Annotated in this window: 18 protein-coding genes and 1 pseudogene; 8 read left to right on the top strand and 11 right to left on the bottom strand. The window is 71.1% G+C overall.

What is annotated here, in order from left to right:
- Positions 1 to 131 precede the first annotated feature (131 nt).
- The gene (locus ACJ6WD_RS04300; RefSeq protein ID WP_233657124.1) at positions 132 to 1,244 is read left to right on the top strand and encodes a GGDEF domain-containing protein; all 1,113 of its coding nucleotides are present in this window, start codon (positions 132 to 134) and stop codon (positions 1,242 to 1,244) included.
- A gap of 130 nt (positions 1,245 to 1,374) precedes the next feature.
- Positions 1,375 to 2,919, top strand: coding sequence for a histidine ammonia-lyase (gene hutH, locus ACJ6WD_RS04295; RefSeq protein ID WP_233657009.1), 1,545 nt, complete (start codon positions 1,375 to 1,377; stop codon positions 2,917 to 2,919).
- Positions 2,920 to 3,009: 90 nt separating this feature from the next.
- On the opposite strand, the gene ACJ6WD_RS04290 is transcribed toward hutH, so the two are convergent.
- On the bottom strand, positions 3,010 to 3,402 hold the full coding sequence (locus tag ACJ6WD_RS04290; RefSeq protein WP_233657008.1) for a hypothetical protein: 393 nt from the start codon (positions 3,400 to 3,402) through the stop codon (positions 3,010 to 3,012).
- A gap of 108 nt (positions 3,403 to 3,510) precedes the next feature.
- Here ACJ6WD_RS04290 and ACJ6WD_RS04285 point away from each other — a divergent pair, with 108 nt between their 5' ends.
- The 4 genes from ACJ6WD_RS04285 (at position 3,511) to ACJ6WD_RS04270 (ending at position 8,084) form a co-directional block, all read left to right on the top strand.
- Positions 3,511 to 3,849: a hypothetical protein gene (locus ACJ6WD_RS04285; protein ID WP_037633066.1), complete on the top strand. Its 339-nt coding sequence runs from the start codon at positions 3,511 to 3,513 to the stop codon at positions 3,847 to 3,849.
- Positions 3,850 to 4,297: 448 nt separating this feature from the next.
- Positions 4,298 to 5,590, top strand: coding sequence for an Ig-like domain-containing protein (locus ACJ6WD_RS04280; RefSeq protein WP_233657007.1), 1,293 nt, complete (start codon positions 4,298 to 4,300; stop codon positions 5,588 to 5,590).
- Between the two features lie 170 nt (positions 5,591 to 5,760).
- The gene (locus ACJ6WD_RS04275; RefSeq protein WP_331249266.1) at positions 5,761 to 7,167 is read left to right on the top strand and encodes a DUF2786 domain-containing protein; all 1,407 of its coding nucleotides are present in this window, start codon (positions 5,761 to 5,763) and stop codon (positions 7,165 to 7,167) included.
- Between the two features lie 149 nt (positions 7,168 to 7,316).
- Positions 7,317 to 8,084: an SDR family oxidoreductase gene (locus ACJ6WD_RS04270; protein WP_331249267.1), complete on the top strand. Its 768-nt coding sequence runs from the start codon at positions 7,317 to 7,319 to the stop codon at positions 8,082 to 8,084.
- Positions 8,085 to 8,534: 450 nt separating this feature from the next.
- Here ACJ6WD_RS04270 and ACJ6WD_RS04265 read toward each other — a convergent pair whose 3' ends face one another.
- The 3 genes from ACJ6WD_RS04265 to ACJ6WD_RS04255 all read right to left on the bottom strand — a co-directional run bounded on the left by ACJ6WD_RS04265 (position 8,535) and on the right by ACJ6WD_RS04255 (position 11,406).
- On the bottom strand, positions 8,535 to 8,999 hold the full coding sequence (locus ACJ6WD_RS04265) for a hypothetical protein (protein WP_233657004.1): 465 nt from the start codon (positions 8,997 to 8,999) through the stop codon (positions 8,535 to 8,537).
- Positions 9,000 to 9,081: 82 nt separating this feature from the next.
- Entirely contained in the window at positions 9,082 to 10,722 is a 1,641-nt protein-coding gene (locus ACJ6WD_RS04260; RefSeq protein WP_407615157.1) for an alpha/beta hydrolase, read from the bottom strand.
- Between the two features lie 81 nt (positions 10,723 to 10,803).
- A complete protein-coding gene (locus tag ACJ6WD_RS04255) occupies positions 10,804 to 11,406 on the bottom strand; it encodes a type VII secretion target (RefSeq protein WP_233657002.1) in 603 nt (200 codons plus the stop codon).
- On the opposite strand from ACJ6WD_RS04255, the gene ACJ6WD_RS04250 reads away from it, so the two are divergent.
- Positions 11,358 to 12,218 (top strand): transposase, encoded by an 861-nt coding sequence (locus ACJ6WD_RS04250; RefSeq protein ID WP_407615156.1) that lies wholly within the window; start codon positions 11,358 to 11,360, stop codon positions 12,216 to 12,218. The two genes, ACJ6WD_RS04255 and ACJ6WD_RS04250, sit on opposite strands and share 49 nt — an antisense overlap.
- A 219-nt stretch (positions 12,219 to 12,437) precedes the next feature.
- Here ACJ6WD_RS04250 and ACJ6WD_RS04245 read toward each other — a convergent pair whose 3' ends face one another.
- The 4 genes and pseudogenes from ACJ6WD_RS04245 to ACJ6WD_RS04230 form a co-directional block, all read right to left on the bottom strand.
- Entirely contained in the window at positions 12,438 to 12,788 is a 351-nt protein-coding gene (locus ACJ6WD_RS04245; RefSeq protein ID WP_331250115.1) for a replication initiator, read from the bottom strand.
- Between the two features lie 39 nt (positions 12,789 to 12,827).
- A pseudogene (locus ACJ6WD_RS04240) lies at positions 12,828 to 13,197 on the bottom strand (replication initiator); the annotation flags it as partial.
- 85 nt (positions 13,198 to 13,282) lie between these two features.
- Complete coding sequence (gene msrA, locus ACJ6WD_RS04235) at positions 13,283 to 13,948, bottom strand: peptide-methionine (S)-S-oxide reductase MsrA (RefSeq protein ID WP_331250114.1); 666 nt, start codon at positions 13,946 to 13,948, stop codon at positions 13,283 to 13,285.
- Between the two features lie 172 nt (positions 13,949 to 14,120).
- A complete protein-coding gene (locus ACJ6WD_RS04230) occupies positions 14,121 to 15,248 on the bottom strand; it encodes a hypothetical protein (RefSeq protein WP_407615155.1) in 1,128 nt (375 codons plus the stop codon).
- A gap of 200 nt (positions 15,249 to 15,448) precedes the next feature.
- Between ACJ6WD_RS04230 and ACJ6WD_RS04225 the strand changes: the two genes are divergently transcribed.
- On the top strand, positions 15,449 to 16,609 hold the full coding sequence (locus ACJ6WD_RS04225) for a cystathionine gamma-synthase (RefSeq protein WP_233656999.1): 1,161 nt from the start codon (positions 15,449 to 15,451) through the stop codon (positions 16,607 to 16,609).
- Positions 16,610 to 16,659: 50 nt separating this feature from the next.
- Here the strand turns inward: ACJ6WD_RS04225 and ACJ6WD_RS04220 are convergent, their stop codons facing one another.
- From ACJ6WD_RS04220 to ACJ6WD_RS04210, 3 genes are all read right to left on the bottom strand, one after another.
- Complete coding sequence (locus ACJ6WD_RS04220; protein ID WP_016572716.1) at positions 16,660 to 16,929, bottom strand: hypothetical protein; 270 nt, start codon at positions 16,927 to 16,929, stop codon at positions 16,660 to 16,662.
- Complete coding sequence (locus ACJ6WD_RS04215) at positions 16,926 to 17,390, bottom strand: sigma factor-like helix-turn-helix DNA-binding protein (RefSeq protein ID WP_376435207.1); 465 nt, start codon at positions 17,388 to 17,390, stop codon at positions 16,926 to 16,928. Before ACJ6WD_RS04215 ends, ACJ6WD_RS04220 begins: the two co-directional genes overlap by 4 nt.
- A gap of 267 nt (positions 17,391 to 17,657) precedes the next feature.
- On the bottom strand, positions 17,658 to 18,158 hold the full coding sequence (locus tag ACJ6WD_RS04210; protein WP_016572718.1) for a MarR family winged helix-turn-helix transcriptional regulator: 501 nt from the start codon (positions 18,156 to 18,158) through the stop codon (positions 17,658 to 17,660).
- Positions 18,159 to 18,208 lie beyond the last annotated feature (50 nt).

Raw genomic sequence — 18,208 nt, 5'->3', positions numbered from 1 at the left:
CGGAAGGGGCGGTTCGGGTCAATCATTCCTACGCTGTAATACAGAGCGTGCGCACGGCTACGGAATGTGAGGATCCGGTGACGGGCGAGGGTGACGCGAGGCTGCGGGCCGTGGTGGAGCTGGCGCAGGCGATGGCGGCCGCGCCGGCGCTGCGCGACTCCGCCCGGGCCGCGGCCCAGGGGGCGCGGCAGGCGCTGGGCGGTTCCTTCGCGGCGATCTGCAAGTGGGAGCGCGAGCGGGGGCGGCTGCGGGTACTGGTCAACGTCGGCGAACTCGCCCCGGGGGAGCGGGAGTTCCCGGACGACGAGACGTATCCGGTGCACGCGTTCGCGGAGATCGTCGGGTTCCTGCACGAGCAGTGGGCCGGTGGCGGGGAGCCGAGCGCCTGGGTGGAGGTGGCTGCGGGGGAGCCGGGCGGTGACGCCGCCGACGGTCCGCTGGTGCCGCCCGGCAGTCCGGGGCGGGTGGCCGCGCTGCGTCGGCGGGGCCGGGGCTGCTGCGTGGTGGCGCCGCTCGTGCTGCACGGTCGGGCCTGGGGCGAGTTGTACGTGGCGCGACGGCCGGGGGAGCCGGTGTTCGGGCGGGCGGACGCCGATTTCGCGACCGTGCTGGCCGCGGTCACGGCCGCGGGGATCGCCCAGACCGAGCGGCTGGCGGAGGCCCGCCGGCTGGCGTTCACCGACGCGCTGACCGGTCTGGCCAACCGCCGGGCCGTGGACATGCGGCTGGACGAGGCGTTGGAGCAGCACCGCGCCGACGGGGTGGTGGTGAGCCTGGTGGTGTGCGATCTGAACGGGCTGAAGCAGGTGAACGACTCGCGGGGGCACGCGGTCGGCGACCGGCTGTTGGAGCGCTTCGGTTCGGTGCTGTCGCTGTGCGGCGCGATGGTGCCGGGGACCCTCGCGGCGCGGCTGGGCGGGGACGAGTTCTGCCTGCTGGCGGTCGGCCCGGACTCCGACGAGGTGGTCAAGGTGGCCGGCGAGCTGTGCGGCCGGGCCGCGGAGTTGGACCTCGGCGAGGGGGTGGCCGTGGGGGTCGCCTCGACCGGCGATCCGATCGGCCCGGTGCACACCGCCCGGCGGCTGTTCCGGTTGGCGGACGCCGCCCAGTACCGCGCCAAGGCGGCGAAGTCCGGCGGTCCCGTGGTGGCCGGGCGGCATGGCGGGGCGGACGATCCGGTCGTGCGGCTGGCGGACGCGCCCGAGCCGTCGCAGGGGCCGGAGCGGCGGAGGTTCCGCAGGTGAGCGGGGGCCGGGGCGCGGGGTGCGGGCGGTCCGGGTGAGGAGCGGCGGTGGTGTCGGACGATGATCGGTAAGGGGTGATCCCGAAATCCGGTGGTGACATCCGGCGATTCAGTCTCTAGGGTGCCTGAATATGGATATGCACACTGTGGTGCTGGGGACGTCCGGCACCACCGCACAGGACGTCATCGCGGTGGCCCGCGGCGCGGCCCGGATCGAGCTGTCCGAGGAGGCCCGCTCCGCCGTCGCCACCTCCCGCGCCTTCATCGACGAGCTCGCCGCCAAGCCGGAGCCGGTCTACGGCGTCTCCACCGGCTTCGGCGCCCTCGCCGTACGCCACATCAGCCCGGAGCTGCGCGCCCAGCTCCAGCGCAACATCGTGCGCTCGCACGCGGCCGGCATGGGCCCGGCCGTCGAGCGCGAGGTGGTCCGCGCCCTGATGTTCCTGCGGCTGAAGACCCTCGCCTCGGGACACACCGGCGTCCGCCCGGTGGTCGTCGAGACCATGACCGCGCTCCTGAACGCCGGCATCACCCCCGTCGTCCACGAGTACGGCTCGCTCGGCTGCTCCGGCGACCTGGCCCCGCTCTCGCACTGCGCCCTGACGCTGATGGGCGAGGGCGAGGCCCAGGGCCCGGACGGCGTCGTCCGACCGTCCGGCGAGCTGCTGGCCGCGCACGGCATCGAGCCCGTCGAACTGCGCGAGAAGGAGGGGCTGGCGCTCCTCAACGGCACCGACGGCATGCTCGGCATGCTGGTGATGGCCTGCGCCGACCTGGCCCGGCTGTTCACCTCGGCGGACGTCACCGCCGCGCTCTCCATGGAGGCGCTGCTCGGCACCGACAAGGTCCTCGCGCCCGAACTGCACGCCATCCGGCCGCACCCGGGGCAGGCCGCCTCCGCCGCCAACATGCTGGCGTTCCTGGACGGTTCCGGCCTCACCGGCCACCACCAGGACGACGCCCCGCGCGTGCAGGACGCCTACTCCATCCGCTGCGCCCCGCAGGTCGCCGGCGCCGGCCGGGACACCCTCGCGCACGCCCGCCTGGTCGCCGACCGGGAGCTGGCCGCCGCCGTCGACAACCCCGTCGTGCTGTCCGATGGCCGGGTGGAGTCCAACGGCAACTTCCACGGCGCACCGGTCGCCTACGTCCTGGACTTCCTGGCCATCGCCGCGGCCGACCTGGCCTCGATCGCCGAGCGCCGCACCGACCGGCTCCTGGACAAGAACCGCTCGCACGGGCTGCCCGCCTTCCTCGCCGGGGACCCGGGCGTCGACTCGGGCCTGATGATCGCCCAGTACACCCAGGCCGCGCTGGTCAGCGAGTTGAAGCGGCTGGCCGCCCCGGCGTCGGTGGACTCCATCCCGTCCTCCGCCATGCAGGAGGACCACGTCTCGATGGGGTGGTCGGCGGCGCGCAAGCTGCGCACCGCGGTGGACAACCTCACCCGGGTCATCGCCGTCGAGCTCTACGCCGCGACCCGCGCCGTCGAACTGCGCGAGGGGCTGACGCCCGCCCCGGCGACCCGTGCGGTGCTGGACGCCCTGCGCGCCGCGGGCGTCCAGGGCCCGGGCGAGGACCGTTTCCTGGCGCCGGACCTGGAGGCGGCGTACGCCTTCGTCCGGGACGGCGCGCTGGTGACGGCGGCGGAGTCGGTCACCGGCGAACTGGCCTGACGCGACATCAATCCGCGCCGGCGGCCCCCGCACCGGGGCCGCCGGCGCCCGGCCGTTCCCGGCCCGGCCGGTGGCGGGACGGCCCCGGGCTCAGGCGGATTCGTCGCGGGTGCGGTGCACGGAGTAGCCGACCAGGGCGGCGCCGAGCGCCAGGCAGGCCGCGCCGCCGACCACGTACGGCGCGGTGTTCGGGCTGCCGGTGTCGGCGAGGTAGTGGGCCGGCCCGGCGCTCCCGACCGGCGCGCCGCCCGGCCGGGTCGTGGTCGAACCGCTGTCGGACTGCCGCGCACCGGCGTGACGCTCGGTGCCCGCCGGGTCCGAGACCTTCGCGCGCCCCGGAACCGCCGGTGCGGAATCCGTCCGGAGGTCGGAATGCGGGGCTTCGCCGTCCCCCACGATCGCATTCGCGGACGGTACGAACCACAGGGCGAACAGCACCGATCCCGCGGCAGTGGCGGTCAGCAGCGGTCGTCGTGCGGTCACGAAAGCAATCCCCCTTGTGGGTTCGGCGAATTGGCCGTTGATCGCAGATGTTAGTGACCGCCGCGGGTCGTGCGGTAGTCGGGACCCGCTGGTGCTTACCCTCCGTTCATGAGCAATGGCGAGACATCACGCTTTGTACGGCTTCACGTCGAACTGGTCATGGAGGTCACCGACGCCGCCGAGCTGACCGGCGCCGCCGTCGGCCGGATCGACGCCGACACCGCGCTCCCCGACGACGAGCGCAGGCAGTCCCTGGAAACGGTCAGAGACGATCCAGCGGAGGCGCTGGCCCACCTCATCGATCCCTTCGACCTGGTCAACGAGGTCCCCGGCACCGAACTCGCCCAGGCGTCCTGGAGCAGCGAGGAGATGACCGACTACGACCCGGACGCCGAGTGGGACGCCGCCGAGTGGGACCTGGCGGACGACGCGGACGAGGAGGGCTGACCGCGGATCCGCCGTCTCCCCGCCCCGTCGGCCACCCACCGCGACCCCCGTGCGACGCCGTGTCGCACGGGGGTCGACGTCGCGCACGGGGGCGACGCGTCCACCGCTCGTTCGCGGCGTCGGCGGGGTTGCGGAGCCGCTCCCCGCGCCGACCGGCGCCCTCACCCCGCGTCGCGCGCCCCGCGCCGTGCGTCATCCCTCCTCACGCACGCCGCACGGCCGGCGGCACTCCGCTGCCCTGTGCGTGATCTACGCCATTGTTTAGCTGATGGGCGTTTTGCTGGCATTGCGTGTCCTTCCCCACACTTCTGCCGTGAATGAAGCGGATGAAAGGGATAAGGCGTACCAATGAAGTCGGCCGGAATGCCTGCGTCCAGATATGCCTGCGTTCATTCGGCGGCTCGCTCGGGGATTTTTCGCGAAATCGTTAGCAATGGAGAAGCGTGTGATGACGGACCGCAAGCGCCGCAAGGGCCTCATAGCCAGTGCCGCGCTGCTCGGGGGAGTGCTCACGGTCGCTGCGTGTGGTGCCAGCAACGCCACCGGTCACGGCGGCGGTGCGAACGCGGGGCGGCAGGACGGCTCCCAGCACGAGAGCACCCAGCAGGTGGACGAGGCAGCAGCGCAGGACGCCTCGCAGGCGAAGATCACCATCACGCCGAGGGACGGCTCGACGGACGCCGGTCTCAACGACGCCAAGGTGACCGCCAGCGGCGGCAAGCTCACCGACGTCACCATGACCACGGTCGTCGCGCACCAGGGCCCGCAGTCCCAGCAGAAGACCGTCGCGGGCACCCTCTCCGCCGACGGCACCTCCTGGAAGCCCAAGCAGGCGCTGTCCCGCGCGACCACCTACAAGATCACCGCGCACGGGGTGGACGCCCAGGGCCGCACGGCGGTGGAGAACTCCACCTTCACCACGGTCTCCCCGACCAACAGCTTCCTCGGGAACTTCACCCCCGAGGACGGCTCGACGGTCGGCGTCGGCATGCCCGTGTCGATCAACTTCGACAAGCCGGTCAAGAACCGCCAGGCCGTCCAGTCCGCGATCTCGGTCGCGTCCAGCAGCAACCAGCAGGTCGTCGGCCACTGGTTCGGCAACAAGCGGCTGGACTTCCGGCCCAAGGACTACTGGAAGCCGAACTCCCAGGTCACCCTGAAGCTCGCCTTGGACGGCGTCGAGGCGTCGCCGGGCGTGAAGGGCATACAGAACAAGACCGTCCACTTCACCGTCGGCCACTCCCAGGTCAGCACCGTCGACACCAAGACCCACCTGATGACCGTGGTGCGCGACGGCCGGACGGTCAAGACCATCCCGATCTCCTCGGGCAGCGACGACCACCCGACCTACAACGGTCAGATGGTCATCTCCGAGAAGTTCAAGCAGACCCGCATGGACGGCTCCACCGTCGGCTTCACCAACAACGACGGCAAGGGCGAGTACGACATCCCCGACGTCCCGCACGCCATGCGGCTGTCGAACTCCGGCACCTTCATCCACGGCAACTACTGGGGCAAGGGCATCTTCGGCAAGACCAACACCAGCCACGGCTGCATCGGCCTGCCGGACGTCAAGGGCGCGGGCGACCCGTCCACCGACGGCGCGTGGTTCTTCAACCACTCGCAGATCGGCGACGTCGTCAAGGTGGTCAACTCCCCGGACCAGACCATCAAGCCGGACAACGGCCTCAACGGCTGGAACATGTCCTGGTCCCAGTGGGTCGCCGGCAGCGCGAGCTGATCCGGGGCGACGCCCCACGGCGATGACCGACGTCCGACGCCCGGGAACCCGCATCCTCCGCGGGTTCCCGGGCGCCGCTCGTCGTCCGCCGCGGCGCACGACGCGGACGGCCGCCCGCTCCGTGCCCCGCACCCCGCGGCCGCCCCGCCGGCCGTCCGTACAGTGGCCGAGTGAGCGAGCGCGAGAGAAACGGCGGCGGGAAGCGCGGCGGGCGGGGCCCCGGGCGCGGCGACGGAGGACGGAGCGCCCGGGCCGGTGGCGACAGCGGGCAGCGGCCCGCCGACCGGGCCCGCCAGGCCGCCGACCTGCTCGGCACCGTCCTGGGCCGGGTCCGGTACGCGGCGGACGGGGCGGCCGCCGAGGACGCCATCGAAGCGGGCGCCTCGACGCTGACCGCCGCGGCGCCCGGCTGGGAAGCGATCAGCGCGGCCGCGGTCACGGCCGCCGTGGAGGCCGTCCGGCGCTGTTGGGCGGGCGGCTGGTACCCCGCCGACCTGCTGCGGATCGTCCGCCGGGAGGCTCCCGACGCCGCGTCGCCGGCCCTGGTCCTCGACGCCGTCGCCGCCGAGGAGGCCCGCCGCCCGCGGTCGTCCGACGCCGCTCGCGACCCGCGCTGGCGCGCCCAGTTGACCGACCTGGACGCCCGCGTCTGGTGGGACGCCGACCCCGGCTACCTGGACGCGGTCGCGGCCCGGCGCCGCACCTCCCGCTTCGAGACCGCGTACGACGTGCTGACCGCGCTGCGCCTGCTCTCCCGGCTGCCCCGGATCACCCCGCTGCCGCCCCCGCCCGGCGCGCCCGATCCGGCTGGCGCGCCCCGGCCGTCGTCCGGCGCCGGCGGACCCGGCGGCGCGTCCGCCACCCGCGCCCTCGGCCGGATCCGCGCCCTGCTCGCCAAGGCGGAGGCGACCGGCTTCCCGGAGGAGGCCGAGGCACTCTCCGCCAAGGCCCAGGAGTTGATGGCCCGTCACAGCATCGACGAGGCGCTCCTCGCGCACGCCCACGGCCCGGGCACCAGTGGGCCCGCCGACGGCCCCGCGGCGTTCCGCATCGGCATCGAGGGCCCCTACGAACAGGGCAAGGCGCTGCTCCTCGACGCCGTCGCGGCCGCCAACCGCTGCCAAGCCGTCTGGGCCGGTGAACTGGCCTTCTCCACCGTCGTCGGCTTCCCGCCCGACCTGGAGGCGACCGAACTCCTCTACACCTCGCTGCTGCTCCAGGCGACGTCGGCGATGAACCGCGCGGGCGACGCACACCACGCCCGCGGTCGCTCCCGCCGCACCCGCGACTTCCGCCAGACGTTCCTCGTGGCCTACGCGGACCGCATCCGCACCCGCCTGGGCGCGGCCACCGCCGCCGCGACCGCCGCGGCCACCGCCGAATCCACCGCCCCGGACCGGCTCCTGCCCGTCCTCGCCGCCCGCGAACTCGCCGTCCAGGAGACCACCGGCACGCTCTTCCCCGACACCGCACCGGTCCGCCTCCGCGGCATCCGCGACGCCGCCGGCTGGCACCAGGGCACCGCCGCCGCCGACCGCGCCCACCTGGGCCGCCCCGAGGGCGACACCCCCACCTGACGACGTCGGAACCGAGAACCGGGGCAGGCCCCCGGTTCTCCCCGATCCCGCGATCCCCCATTATGAACCAATCGATTCAAAACTCATGGTAGCGTTCCGTATCGATCAGTCCAAAACAAGCCCGGCGGAAGCCGAGGAGGGGAGTCGAGATGACCACGGACGGGACCGCGCGCGGGGCGCTGGCGGGCAAGGTCGCCCTGGTGACCGGCGGTTCGCGGGGAATCGGAGCGGCGGCGGCCCGGGCGCTGGCCGCCGAGGGGGCCGCGGTGGCGATCAGCTACACGGCGTCCGAAGCACGGGCCGCCGCCGTCGTGGCCGAGCTGACCGGCACCGGCGTCCGGGCCGCCGCCTACCGCGCCGACCAGGCCGACCGGCAGCAAGTCGCCGACCTGGTGGCCGCGGTGGCCACCGACTTCGGCCGGTTGGACATCCTGGTGAACAACGCGGCCGTCTCCGTCAACGGCGCCGTGGACGCCCCCGCTGACGACCCCGCGGCGTTCGACCGGCAGTTGGCGGTCAACGTGGGCGGCGTCGCCTCGGCCGTCCGGGCCGCCGCCGCCGTCCTGGGGGAGGGCGGGCGGATCATCACCGTCGGCTCGTCCCTGGCCGCCCGCGCCGGCTTCCCGGGCGTCGCCGACTACGCCGCGACCAAGGCCGCCATCGTCGGCTACAGCAAGGGCGCGGCCCGCGACCTCGCCCCGCGGGGCATCACGGTCAACGTCGTCCAACCCGGCAGCGTGGCCACCGACATGAACCCCCCGCAAGGCGCCTTCGCGGACGCCCAGCGCGCGGCCAACCCCATGGGCCGCTTCGGCCACCCCGACGAAATAGCAGCCGGCATCGCCTTCCTCGCCGGCCCAACCGCCTCCTTCATCACCGGCGCCGTCCTCGACATCGATGGGGGGTACTTGGCCTGAACGGGGAGCGGGGGCCGGGGGCGGGTGGGGGCTGCTTCGCCGTCTGGCTCAAGGCATCAGAGAGGGGTGACATTTCGGGTGCAGGGGCCCGCATGGGCGGCAATGCCCCGTATTCCGCCCCGCCCCACCTCGTCAACTGGTCACGTGTGGATGCTCTTCTTTCCCCTCTATCGCTCCAGTATGAGCATTGACGTGCGTGATCGTCATCGCCGGCGGCCCGCTACCTGTCCCCGAGACTCACGACAGCGAACCCTGGTTGACGTTGAAGCCACGGAGCTGGCATGCGTCTTCCTCGCAGGCAAGCCGAACGCGGCGGGACCTGGCTACCCCAGGCGGAACGCAACCTCACAGAGCCCTGCGCCCGGCACAGTGCGCCTCCGACTGGCGCCCGTCTGGGTTCGTCCCTTGGGCGAGAGTGGGAAGTGGGCGAGTTGCATGCCCGCTTGAGGGTCAGAATCGTTGTTGCTCGGCACCCGGCGGCAGGAAGCAGGGTGTGCTGACGGAAAACCGTAGGAGGTTGGGCGGTTTCACCGAGTCCGCGATGAGGCTGAAGTGCTCCTTCTCGTGGTAGCCATAGAGCATTACCTCAGGCCGGGCAGTCCGCTCCTCGTAGCTGGTGATCTTCACTGCATGTTGCTCTAGGGCCTGGCGCACCTTGCGTATGGCCTCGATGTGCCGGTCCTGATCGAGGTGCGCGTAGACAGCGTAGGTGAGAGTGAAGCGGCCATCATCGGCGACCTCGTCGTTGCGGCCGACGCATTCTTCGAATGACTCACGGGGGGCGGGATCCCTGGAGATCTTGACCCCGGCGTAGTGGGCCATGGTCGTGGTGTACTGCTTGGCCCAGGTCAGTGCGTTCGCGCGGCTCTGGCGGGGCAGGGGCTTGTTAAGGTCGTCGTTGCTCTGCTGGGACATGCAGCCTCCAGTGAGGAGAACGGCCAGGGCGGCCAGGATGGTTGGGCGGACCAGGGAAAGGCGTGTCTTAGGCATATAGCTCTTACTGCTGGAGGGCGGGTCCGCCGGGGCCGACGGGCACGACGGGAGTCACCGGCTTGTCATGCCGTTTGGAGGGTTGCTGACCAGCAATGATCTTTCCTTGGTTGTCGAGGCTGTCGCTGCCGTCGTTCCAGTAGCCGCTGTGGCCGTGCGTGTCGACCTTGAAGCGAGTTCCACCGAAGTCGCTTTTGTTCGGGGTGGTCCCCAGAGACATGTCCGTAACGTTGTGGATCGGATCGTCTTCAGCAACGCCGGTGTAGAAATGATCCGGGTCGATGTTGAGATCTTTGGCGTGATCCACGCCCATGCCAGGGCTGCCGACGACGCAGATGTTGTCGGCATCTAGGCCACCGTTCTTCGATGCGGAGATGCCTACGACCGTAGTCCCGTAACTGTGTCCGATCACGGTCAAGTTGGCGCGGTCGCTGCCTTCGTGAGAGGCACGCAGGCCGTGCGTGAAGTTGCGCAGGTCCGGGCCGGCATCTTCCGCACGCCCCTTGCCTGCGACGTCAAGATTGCCCGCCTCGGCTACCGGGATCTCCGGGGCGTCATAGCCAAGCCAATAGACCATCGAGGTCTTCGCTGTTGGATCGGCATTTTCTGCCGAGCGCTGCAGCTTTTCGATTCTCCCGAGCTGTCCGCTGGTGGAGTCCATCGTCGTGGCGGTTCCTGGGACCTGGACGCCGACGTTGTCGGCCGTGTCAGGGTTTCCCATGGCGATGACAGCCTTGCCGTCACCCTCGGAGTCGTAGTTGAGAACGTAAAGCTTCTTGTTACCCTCGGCGCCGTCGTGCTTTTCCAACGCCCGTTGGAGCGTGAGCATATTGTTGAGCCGCTTGTTGTAGTCATCGGTGGAGTACTTGTCGTGGTACTCGTAGTTCTCCATCGCGCTCAACTCCTGTTCCAGAGCGAGCCGGTTGGCGTCGTCGCGCACGGTGGAGGGTAACCCGTCAGTCCGGCCGATGATCTCAGGGTGCAGTGCCGCATAAGCCTCACGTTGGCCCTCCGGCAAATTCTTCCACCACTCGGCGGCATCCTTCGGGTCGCCTGGCGGGTACGGCTTACCAAGCTCCGTGTGCATGTCTTTCGACGCCTGCTGCACATCGTCGCGCGCCTCGCCCGCCGCGTCATCGATGTTGCCTTGTAGAATTTCACCGGTCAGCTCGTACAGGGCTTTGCTCCCCTCCTCGCTAGCCTTGTAGGCTTTATCTATTGCATCGTTAACCTTCCCCTGGTAGGTCTCGATCTTTGCGAACAGGTCGAACCGGTCCTGCCTACTCTCGCCCTCCTGTGGCTCCTCGCGGTCTTTCGGCGGGTGGACGCAGCCTTCGTCGTCGACATAAAAGCGTTCGGACTCCAACTCCTTTACGACCATTCGGAGTCGGTCCTGGGCCAGGAACATCTTGGCCCGGGCGATGCCCAGCGCTTCAGAGATGGCCATCGTCTCGGTCCGCGCAATTCCGAAGCGAGATTCGAGGTTCTCCAGGTAGTAGAGAGCGGCGTCAGCGTCATCGCCCTGCCAGTGTGCATGTAGAGGGCCGGTCACTTTGGCCCTGTGGCGTGCCCCGAGTTCGTCCATGGTCGTGGAGAGCCGGTGCCATGCTTTCTCGGCGGCTTCACTGTCAGAGAAGTCCTGCTTCAACAGACGTGCATAGTAAGAAGACATATCCTTGACCCCCGTTGATGCGTTAAGGATTGCGGTGCGCGGTGCTCGCGCGGTTGGCTATCCGAAGGGTGAATCAGAGTGGTCCGGACTCGGCTTGTTCGGATGGTGCGCTGCACCGCTCCCGGCCTCTGACTCGTACACGGGCATTGCCGGTTTGGCATTGAGCATGTCGTCCGTGGAGAGAGCTTTACTGCCGGGTGCGGGAGGCTGGTACTCGCCGCCTGGGGTGAAGACGGGCGTGGGGGAAGCGAAGCCGGGGTCTGGCAAAGTGCGGTTGTTTGACGAAGGAAGCCGGATCAAGCCCACGGCTCCGGTCACATCGGTCCCCGCAGGTGTGGACATGGCGGCCATCGCGGCGCTAGGCGCCTTCTCGAAGTCGCGTGACACGAGGTCGTCGTTCCATTCATGTCCGTCGGCGGAGGCGCGAAGATTCGCGGCGCCGGCCTTTGCCCGCTCATGCATGCCGTCCAGGGATGGCCGCCAGGTTTCGCCGATGGAGTGCAGTGCGGCAGCGATCGGCCAGCCCTCCAACGACTCCGCGGCTGCCTGGTTGTCGGAGAGGGCTTTGCTGTTCTGGCCCTTCATGTCGTCCGCGATGGCGTCTTCGGCATGTGCAGCAGATCGCAGTTCCGCAGGATCAACATTCATCTTGCCCGGCACGTAGCCCCCCCGCTCTTCGTTCTTACACGACCCTTCACGTCCGAGTGAAAGGCTCGCACGAAGATATCAATGCGGGGACGTATGATGCACGTTCACTTGCACGGCACGACTTAGTACTCCAGTTGCAGTTCGCTATTGCCGCTGGTCAGGAGCGACTTTTTGAGTGTAGTGAACTGACGCACTGTCATGTGTCGGGGTTCCTCAAGCAGAGGGAGACCTCGGCCGGGGCGCAACGGCAGTACTCAGGCACAGTCGGCCGTGCCAAGAACTGCCAAGTAGGGGTTTTTGCCGCCTGCGCGTCTTCGCGGGGCCGGACGTTGGTAGACCGGGAGGTGTATCTACCGAAGTCGTGGACGTCTGACCGGGAGCGATGCCAGGCAGCGAAGGTGCCTGTCGGGCGTGGTTTCGCCACCAAGGCCGAGCTGGCTCGGGTGCTGGTTGCCAGAGCACGGTCCTCGCCGCTGCCCTTTCCCTGGGTGACTGCGGACGCGCTCTACGGCCAGGACGGGCACTTCCGCCGCATGCTCGAAGAAGCCGAGCTCGGATACGTCCGGGCAGTCGCGAAATCACAGCAGGTCAACAGGACCATGGCTGCTTGCGGGCCACGCGCGGGACAGCCTGGCCGCTGTCGCGCCGACCAGACACTGACATGTCCTACTGGCGCCGCCGTCATCAGGCCACCGCCAGACACTGCCAACACAAACGCCGCACGAACGGTCACGAACAACCGCCACATGACAGTACGTCAATTCACTACACGCAAAAAGATGCTCCTGAACAGCGGTAATAGCGAACTGCAACTGGAGTATTAGTTCTGCGCGACAGGATGGAGGAGGCAGTCACATGCCTCCTCCATTACGACTTCCGTTCGGTCACGTCAGCATGTTGGTTCGACCTCGATGGTTGCTTCTCTCCGTCGGGTTCGACTAGATCGACGCCGAGGATCCTTGATGTTCGTTGCCAGCGTGCTTCGCCTCAGAAGGGAGCCTTGGCCGCCTGTGCTCGTCCCCACTCGCGAGCGCTCGGACAGCTCATTCGCCAGCCCTTCGGTTGGCGTGAGGCTTCCTGGTCTCCCTGGCCAGTTCGCGGTTCATCGTGAGGTCTTCGGCGATGTCAGTGGCGATGAGGGCGGCGCCGGGCGTGTGCCCGGAACCGAGGTAGCGCCAGTGCGCTTCGGTGTCACAGTCGGGACCGCTGGCGACGTCGACCCCGGCGGTGGCGCCTTGGTGCTCGACGCGTTCGGAGCGCAGGGCCGCGTAAGTCGTGCAGTAGACGCGGGATTTGGTGAGGATGTGGCCTCGGTAGCCGAGGGCGTGCGCCCAGGCCCGAAGCCGCAGTGGTTCGAACTCGGCCAGTCCGCCGAGTCGCCAGCAGGCCCGCATCAGTGCCCGAACGGAGCTGGGGGCCCCAGCGCAGTTGGTGTTCCCCCAGTGCCCGGCTGTGCGGAGTGCGCAGGTGGACGGCTGCGGCAGCGGTCCGCACGATGGCGGTGAGGTCTTCCGCTGTCGCCCAGGCGGGAGGCAGATCGCCCGGTCCGTTCGAGCCGTCGAGGCGGATCAGGGCGTGAACGTGGACGGCGGCGCGTTCGTCGGCCGGCGGCTTTCTCCGCGTGGCGTCGGGCGGCGATGGCGGCGATCTCGTTGAGCCGTACCGTTCGGCTGACTTCCAGAGTTTCCAGCGCGCGCAGCAGGGCCGCCGGGTCCCTACGGAGCTCAGGGGAAGGGCGTGACGTCGCAGCCAGCTATGCCCAGGTCGCGTTGAAGCCAAGCGGGCAGTAGTGCCCGACGGCACACCCCAGGGCCGTGTGCCGTCGGGTGAGTGGCAACTGTTCGTCGCGCACCCGGCGCGCGTAGGTCTGGAAGCCCACCCGGCGACGTCAGCCGTCGGTCTTGGCCACGCCCACGGGGCAGGAGACGCCCGTGCCGCCGATCCCGCAGTATCCGGCGGGGTTCTTGTCGAGGTACTGCTGGTGATACGCCTCCGCCGGGTAGAAGGGGCGGGTGTCGGCGGGGAGGATCTCGGTGGTGATGGCGCCGTAGCCGGAGGAGTTGAGGACCTGCTGGTAGGCGTCGCGGGAGGCTTCGGCGGCCTGTTGTTGGGCGGGCGAGTGGGTGTAGAGCGCCGAACGGTACTGGGTGCCGGCGTCGTTGCCCTGGCGGAAGCCCTGGGTGGGGTCGTGGGACTCCCAGAACAGCTTCAGCAGGGACGCGTACGAGACGACCTTCGGGTCGTAGACGACGCGGACGGCCTCGGTGTGGCCGGTGTGGCCGCTGCACACCTCCTCGTAGGTGGGGTGCGGGGTGTGACCGCCCTGGTAGCCGACGAGGGTGGTCCACACGCCCTCGGCCTGCCAGAACTTCCGCTCGGCGCCCCAGAAGCAGCCCAGCCCGAAGTCGGCGACCTCCAGTCCCTCCGGATAGGGGCCGAGCAGCGGGTTGCCCAGGACGGTGTGCCGGTCGGGGACGGTGAAGTCCGGCTCGGGGCGTCCCTTCAGCGCTTCCTCGGGGGTGGGGAGATGGTTCTTGAAGCGGGAGAACAGCATCGGGATCGTGCTCCAGAGGAGAGGGCCGGCGGGGGAAGGGGGACGGGCGGGGGCGGGCTGGGGTGTCGCTTCCGTTGGGGGAACGTTCCGGGGGCCCCGGGCATTCCGGGACCGGTGAGCCCCCTGCCCGGCGCGAGCGGAGGGCGACGTCCCGTGACGGCCGGGTCGGTGACTAGGCCCGGAAGCCCGTCGAGGTGCCGCCGAGCTGTTCCCAGCCGGCGATCGCCAGGGCGCGGTACGCGGCGTACTCGGCGGCCGGGCTGCGCCCGTAGGACCAGGGGACGGCGCCCACGTGGCCGTCGACGAGGCGCAGTTGTTCCATCGCCTCGGCGTAGCGCTCCGCGCGGACCAGGAACCAGACCAGCAGGTGGCGGATGTGCGGTGCCATCGGGTGGTCGGCGGGGGCCTCCCGGAGGGCGAAGTGGGCGCCCTCTATGGCGCGTTCGACGACGGCGCTCTGGAAGAGGCTGCGGACCATGTTGGCCTCGGGCAGGTGCGCGTAGACCGCGAACAGCGGCAGGGCCGGCAGCAGGCTCTTCGCGGGCGCCCCGGCGGCGGCGCGCCCGGCGAAGCCCTCGGCCTGCTCCCGGGAGCCCTGCCACTGCTCCGACCAGTACGGCAGCGCCGCCAGGTGCGCGCCCATGTGGTGCGGTGCCCGCTGGCGGACCTTGGACCAGAGCTCTTCGTAGTCGGCGGGGCGCTCGCCCAGGCCGCGGGCGACGGCCAGCTCGGTGATGTACGGGATCGGGCTGCCCGGTGCCAGCAGCGCCGCCTCGTGGCAGACCGTGCGGGCCTCCTCCAGGATCATCCGGAAGTCCTGCGAACCGGGGTCGCGCAGCGCCTGGACGACCAGGAACTGGGCGTGCGTCTGGGCGCCGCCGGGGTCCTTGGGGGCCTCGGCGCGCCAGGTGCGCAGCCAGATGCCGCCGGCCCGGGTGCCGGTGGGGGTGGCGGGGTCCGGCGGCGTCTGTGCCAGCTCGAACGCGGCCGCGCCGGCCAGCGTCTGCACCCGCTGCCAGCGCAGCTCCCAGTCGTCGCCGGTGGACCGCAGGAGTTCGGCGGCCGGCCGCCAGTCGTGCGTGCGGTGCATCTCGGCGAGCGCGTCGGCCAGGTCCTCGTCGGGGCCGGGCAGTCGTACGTCGAGCTCTTCCAGGGGGACGAAGCCGTAGCCGGCCATCGGGTCGGCGGCCACCGTCAGGCCCCGCTCGGCGTGCTGTACGGCCTTCCGGCGCCGCATCCAGGGCAGGAAGACCAGACCGCCGAGCGCGATCGCGGCGAAGAGGAGCAGCAGAACGTCCATGTGGTGTGTCCCGGTCGGAGGGGCTGGGGCTGGGGTGGCGGTCGGTGGGGAGGGGGACCGCGGCGGCGGGTGCGCGGGCCCGCAGTGCGGCCCCGGCGCCGGTCGCCGCGCGATCTCCCGAGCTTTCGTATGTATCCACTATCCAGCGAACCAGAAAGTTCCGGAAAGTTCGGTCCGGTGGCCGACTACCCTCGGCAGGCATGAGCGAACAGCGCGACGAGCGCCACCAGCACTTCGAAACCCTTGCCATCCACGCAGGCCAGGAGCCCGACCAGGCGACCGGCGCGGTGGTACCGCCCATCTACCAGGTGTCCACTTACAAGCAGGACGGCGTGGGTGGGCTTCGCGGCGGCTACGAGTACAGCCGCAGCGCCAATCCGACCCGCACCGCCCTGGAGGAGAACCTCGCGGCCCTCGACGGCGGCCGTCGCGGCCTCGCCTTCGCCTCCGGCCTCGCCGCCGAGGACTGCCTGCTGCGCACCCTGCTCGCCCCGGGCGACCACGTGGTGATCCCCAACGACGCCTACGGCGGCACCTTCCGCCTGTTCGCGAAGGTCGTCGAGCGGTGGGGCGTGGAGTGGTCGGTGGCCGACACCTCCGACCCGCAGGCCGTGCGGGCCGCGCTGCGCCCCCGTACGAAGGTGATCTGGGTGGAGACGCCCAGCAACCCGATGCTGGGCATCAGCGACATCGCGGCGCTCGCCGGGGTGGCCCGCGAAGCCGGCGCCCGCCTGGTCGTCGACAACACCTTCGCCAGCCCCTACCTCCAGCAGCCGCTCGCCCTCGGGGCGGACGTGGTGGTGTACTCCACGACCAAGTACATGGGCGGGCACTCGGACGTCGTCGGCGGCGCGCTGGTCGTGAACGACGACGCGCTCGGCGAGGAGCTGGCCTACCACCAGAACGCCATGGGCGCGATCGCCGGGCCGTTCGACGCCTGGCTGGTGATGCGCGGCATCAAGACGCTGGCCGTCCGCATGGACCGGCACAGCGCCAACGCGGCGCGCGTCGCGGAGCTGCTGGTCTCCCACCAGAAGGTCACCCGGGTCTACTACCCGGGGCTGGCCGAGCACCCCGGCCACGAGGTCGCCGCCAAGCAGATGCGGGCCTTCGGCGGCATGGTGTCGTTCCAGGTGGCGGGCGGCGAAGAGGCGGCGGTGGAGGTCTGCAACCGCGCCCGGCTGTTCACCCTCGGGGAGTCGCTGGGCGGCGTGGAGTCGCTGATCGAGCACCCGGGGCGGATGACGCACGCCTCGACCGCTGGTTCCGCGCTGGAGGTCCCCGCCGACCTCGTGCGCCTCTCGGTCGGCATCGAGTCCGCCGACGACCTGCTGGCCGACCTCACGCAGGCGCTGGGCTGACCCTCGGCCCCCGGGGCGACGCGCGCCCACCCCGGTCCGTTCCGCACCCCTCAGTACCCCGCCACGGGAGGGGTGGTGCGGGCCGGCGGCGGGCGCCAGGGCTGTGCGACCCCCGCCCACAGGGCCAGGGTCAGCAGCGCCAGGACCGCCAGCAGCGTTCCGGTGCGGTGCAGCAGGCGGCGCCGGGCCAGCAGGCGGCGGCCGCGGGCGGCGGCGCGGGCGGGCAGGTCCGGCGGCACCGGTGGCTGCGGGCCGGCCCGCAGCATCCGCCGGGCCTCGGTCTCCTTGCGGTCGGGCGGGCGCCCCTCGGGCGGGATCACGGCGGTGCGACGGCCGGCGGCGGGCGGCGGCTGCGGAGTTCGGCGACGGCGTGCCGGCACAGCGTGCGCACCCGATCGGCGGGCAGCCCCAGTTGGGCCGCGGTCTGCTCCTCGGCCACCTCCTCGTGCAGGCGGAGCACCAGCACCAGGCGCTCGCGCGGGGGCAGCCGGTCGAGCAGACCGCCGCGCGGCCGGCGGTGGCGCCACGCGGCGCGGGCGAACGCCGCGGTCAGTTCCCGGCGGGCCCGCTCGTAGGGGTCCGCGCCGTGCTTCCCGTCCCAGCCGGCGTACGTCCTGGCCAGCGCGCGGAGCAGCAACTCCTCGGCCACCGGCGCCGGTCGGTCCGCCGGCTCCCCGGTGAGCAGGGCGGCGGCGTGCAGCAGCCGTCCCGCCGCGGCCGCGGTGAACGCCTCGAACTCCCGGGCCCGGCGCCGCTCCCGAGCCCGTCGCCGCTCTCCCACCGCGCCTCCCGGATGACGGGCGGCCGGCACCCCCCGCCCCTACGGTGACGCCCCGGCCCGTCGGACAGCCCTTGGCCCTCCATGGCACGGCAGTTGGGGGGACGGGGTCAAGAGGCGTGACGCGGGCATCGCCCTGGGTACGTCCCGGCGCGCCCGGTCACGGCGGGGCGCGGTGCGCACCCCGCCGGCGCGGCGCCGGTCCGGATCCCCCGTCCCGTACGACGCCCCGGTCCGGGCCGGCGGTCGGCCGTGGTCCGACCGGTGCCGTCAGGACGGGGCGGGCCCGCCCGGCGCGAGGGCGGTGATGTCGGCGAGCGAGGTGTTGAAGCGCGTCAGGAGCGTGGTGAAGGCGTCGCGCTCCTCCGCGGTCCACTTCTCGGTGACCATGGCCATCAGGGCCCGCCGCGACGCCCGGACCTCGTCGAGCCGGGCGTGGCCGCGCTCGGACAGTTCCAGGACCACGGCGCGGCCGTCCTCGGGGTGGGTGGCGCGGCTGACCAGGCCGGCGTCGACCAGCGGGGCGACCTGCCGGGTCACCGTGGAGGAGTCGATCCCCATCCCGCAGGCCAGGGCCTTGACGCCCATCGGGCCTTCCTGGTCCAGGCGGTTGAGGAGCAGATAGGCGGCGCGGTCCATGGAGTTGCGCGCCTGCCCGACGCCGCCGAGCCGGCTCTGTTCGGCGCGCCGGGCGAAGACGGCCACTTGGTGCTGCAGCGCGTCGAGGAGAGCGGAGTCGGGGTGGGTCGTCATGTCCGGAGAGGTGGGCATGGCCGGGGCTCGCTTAATCGGGGTGGGTACGGACGGGGAAACAGCGTACG

It is taken from the genome of Streptomyces sp. VTCC 41912, assembly GCF_045799175.1.
Classification (GTDB): domain Bacteria; phylum Actinomycetota; class Actinomycetes; order Streptomycetales; family Streptomycetaceae; genus Streptomyces; species Streptomyces albulus_C.
The sequence above is the reverse complement of the archived record's forward strand: the minus strand, read 5'-3'. Positions and strand labels throughout refer to the sequence as shown.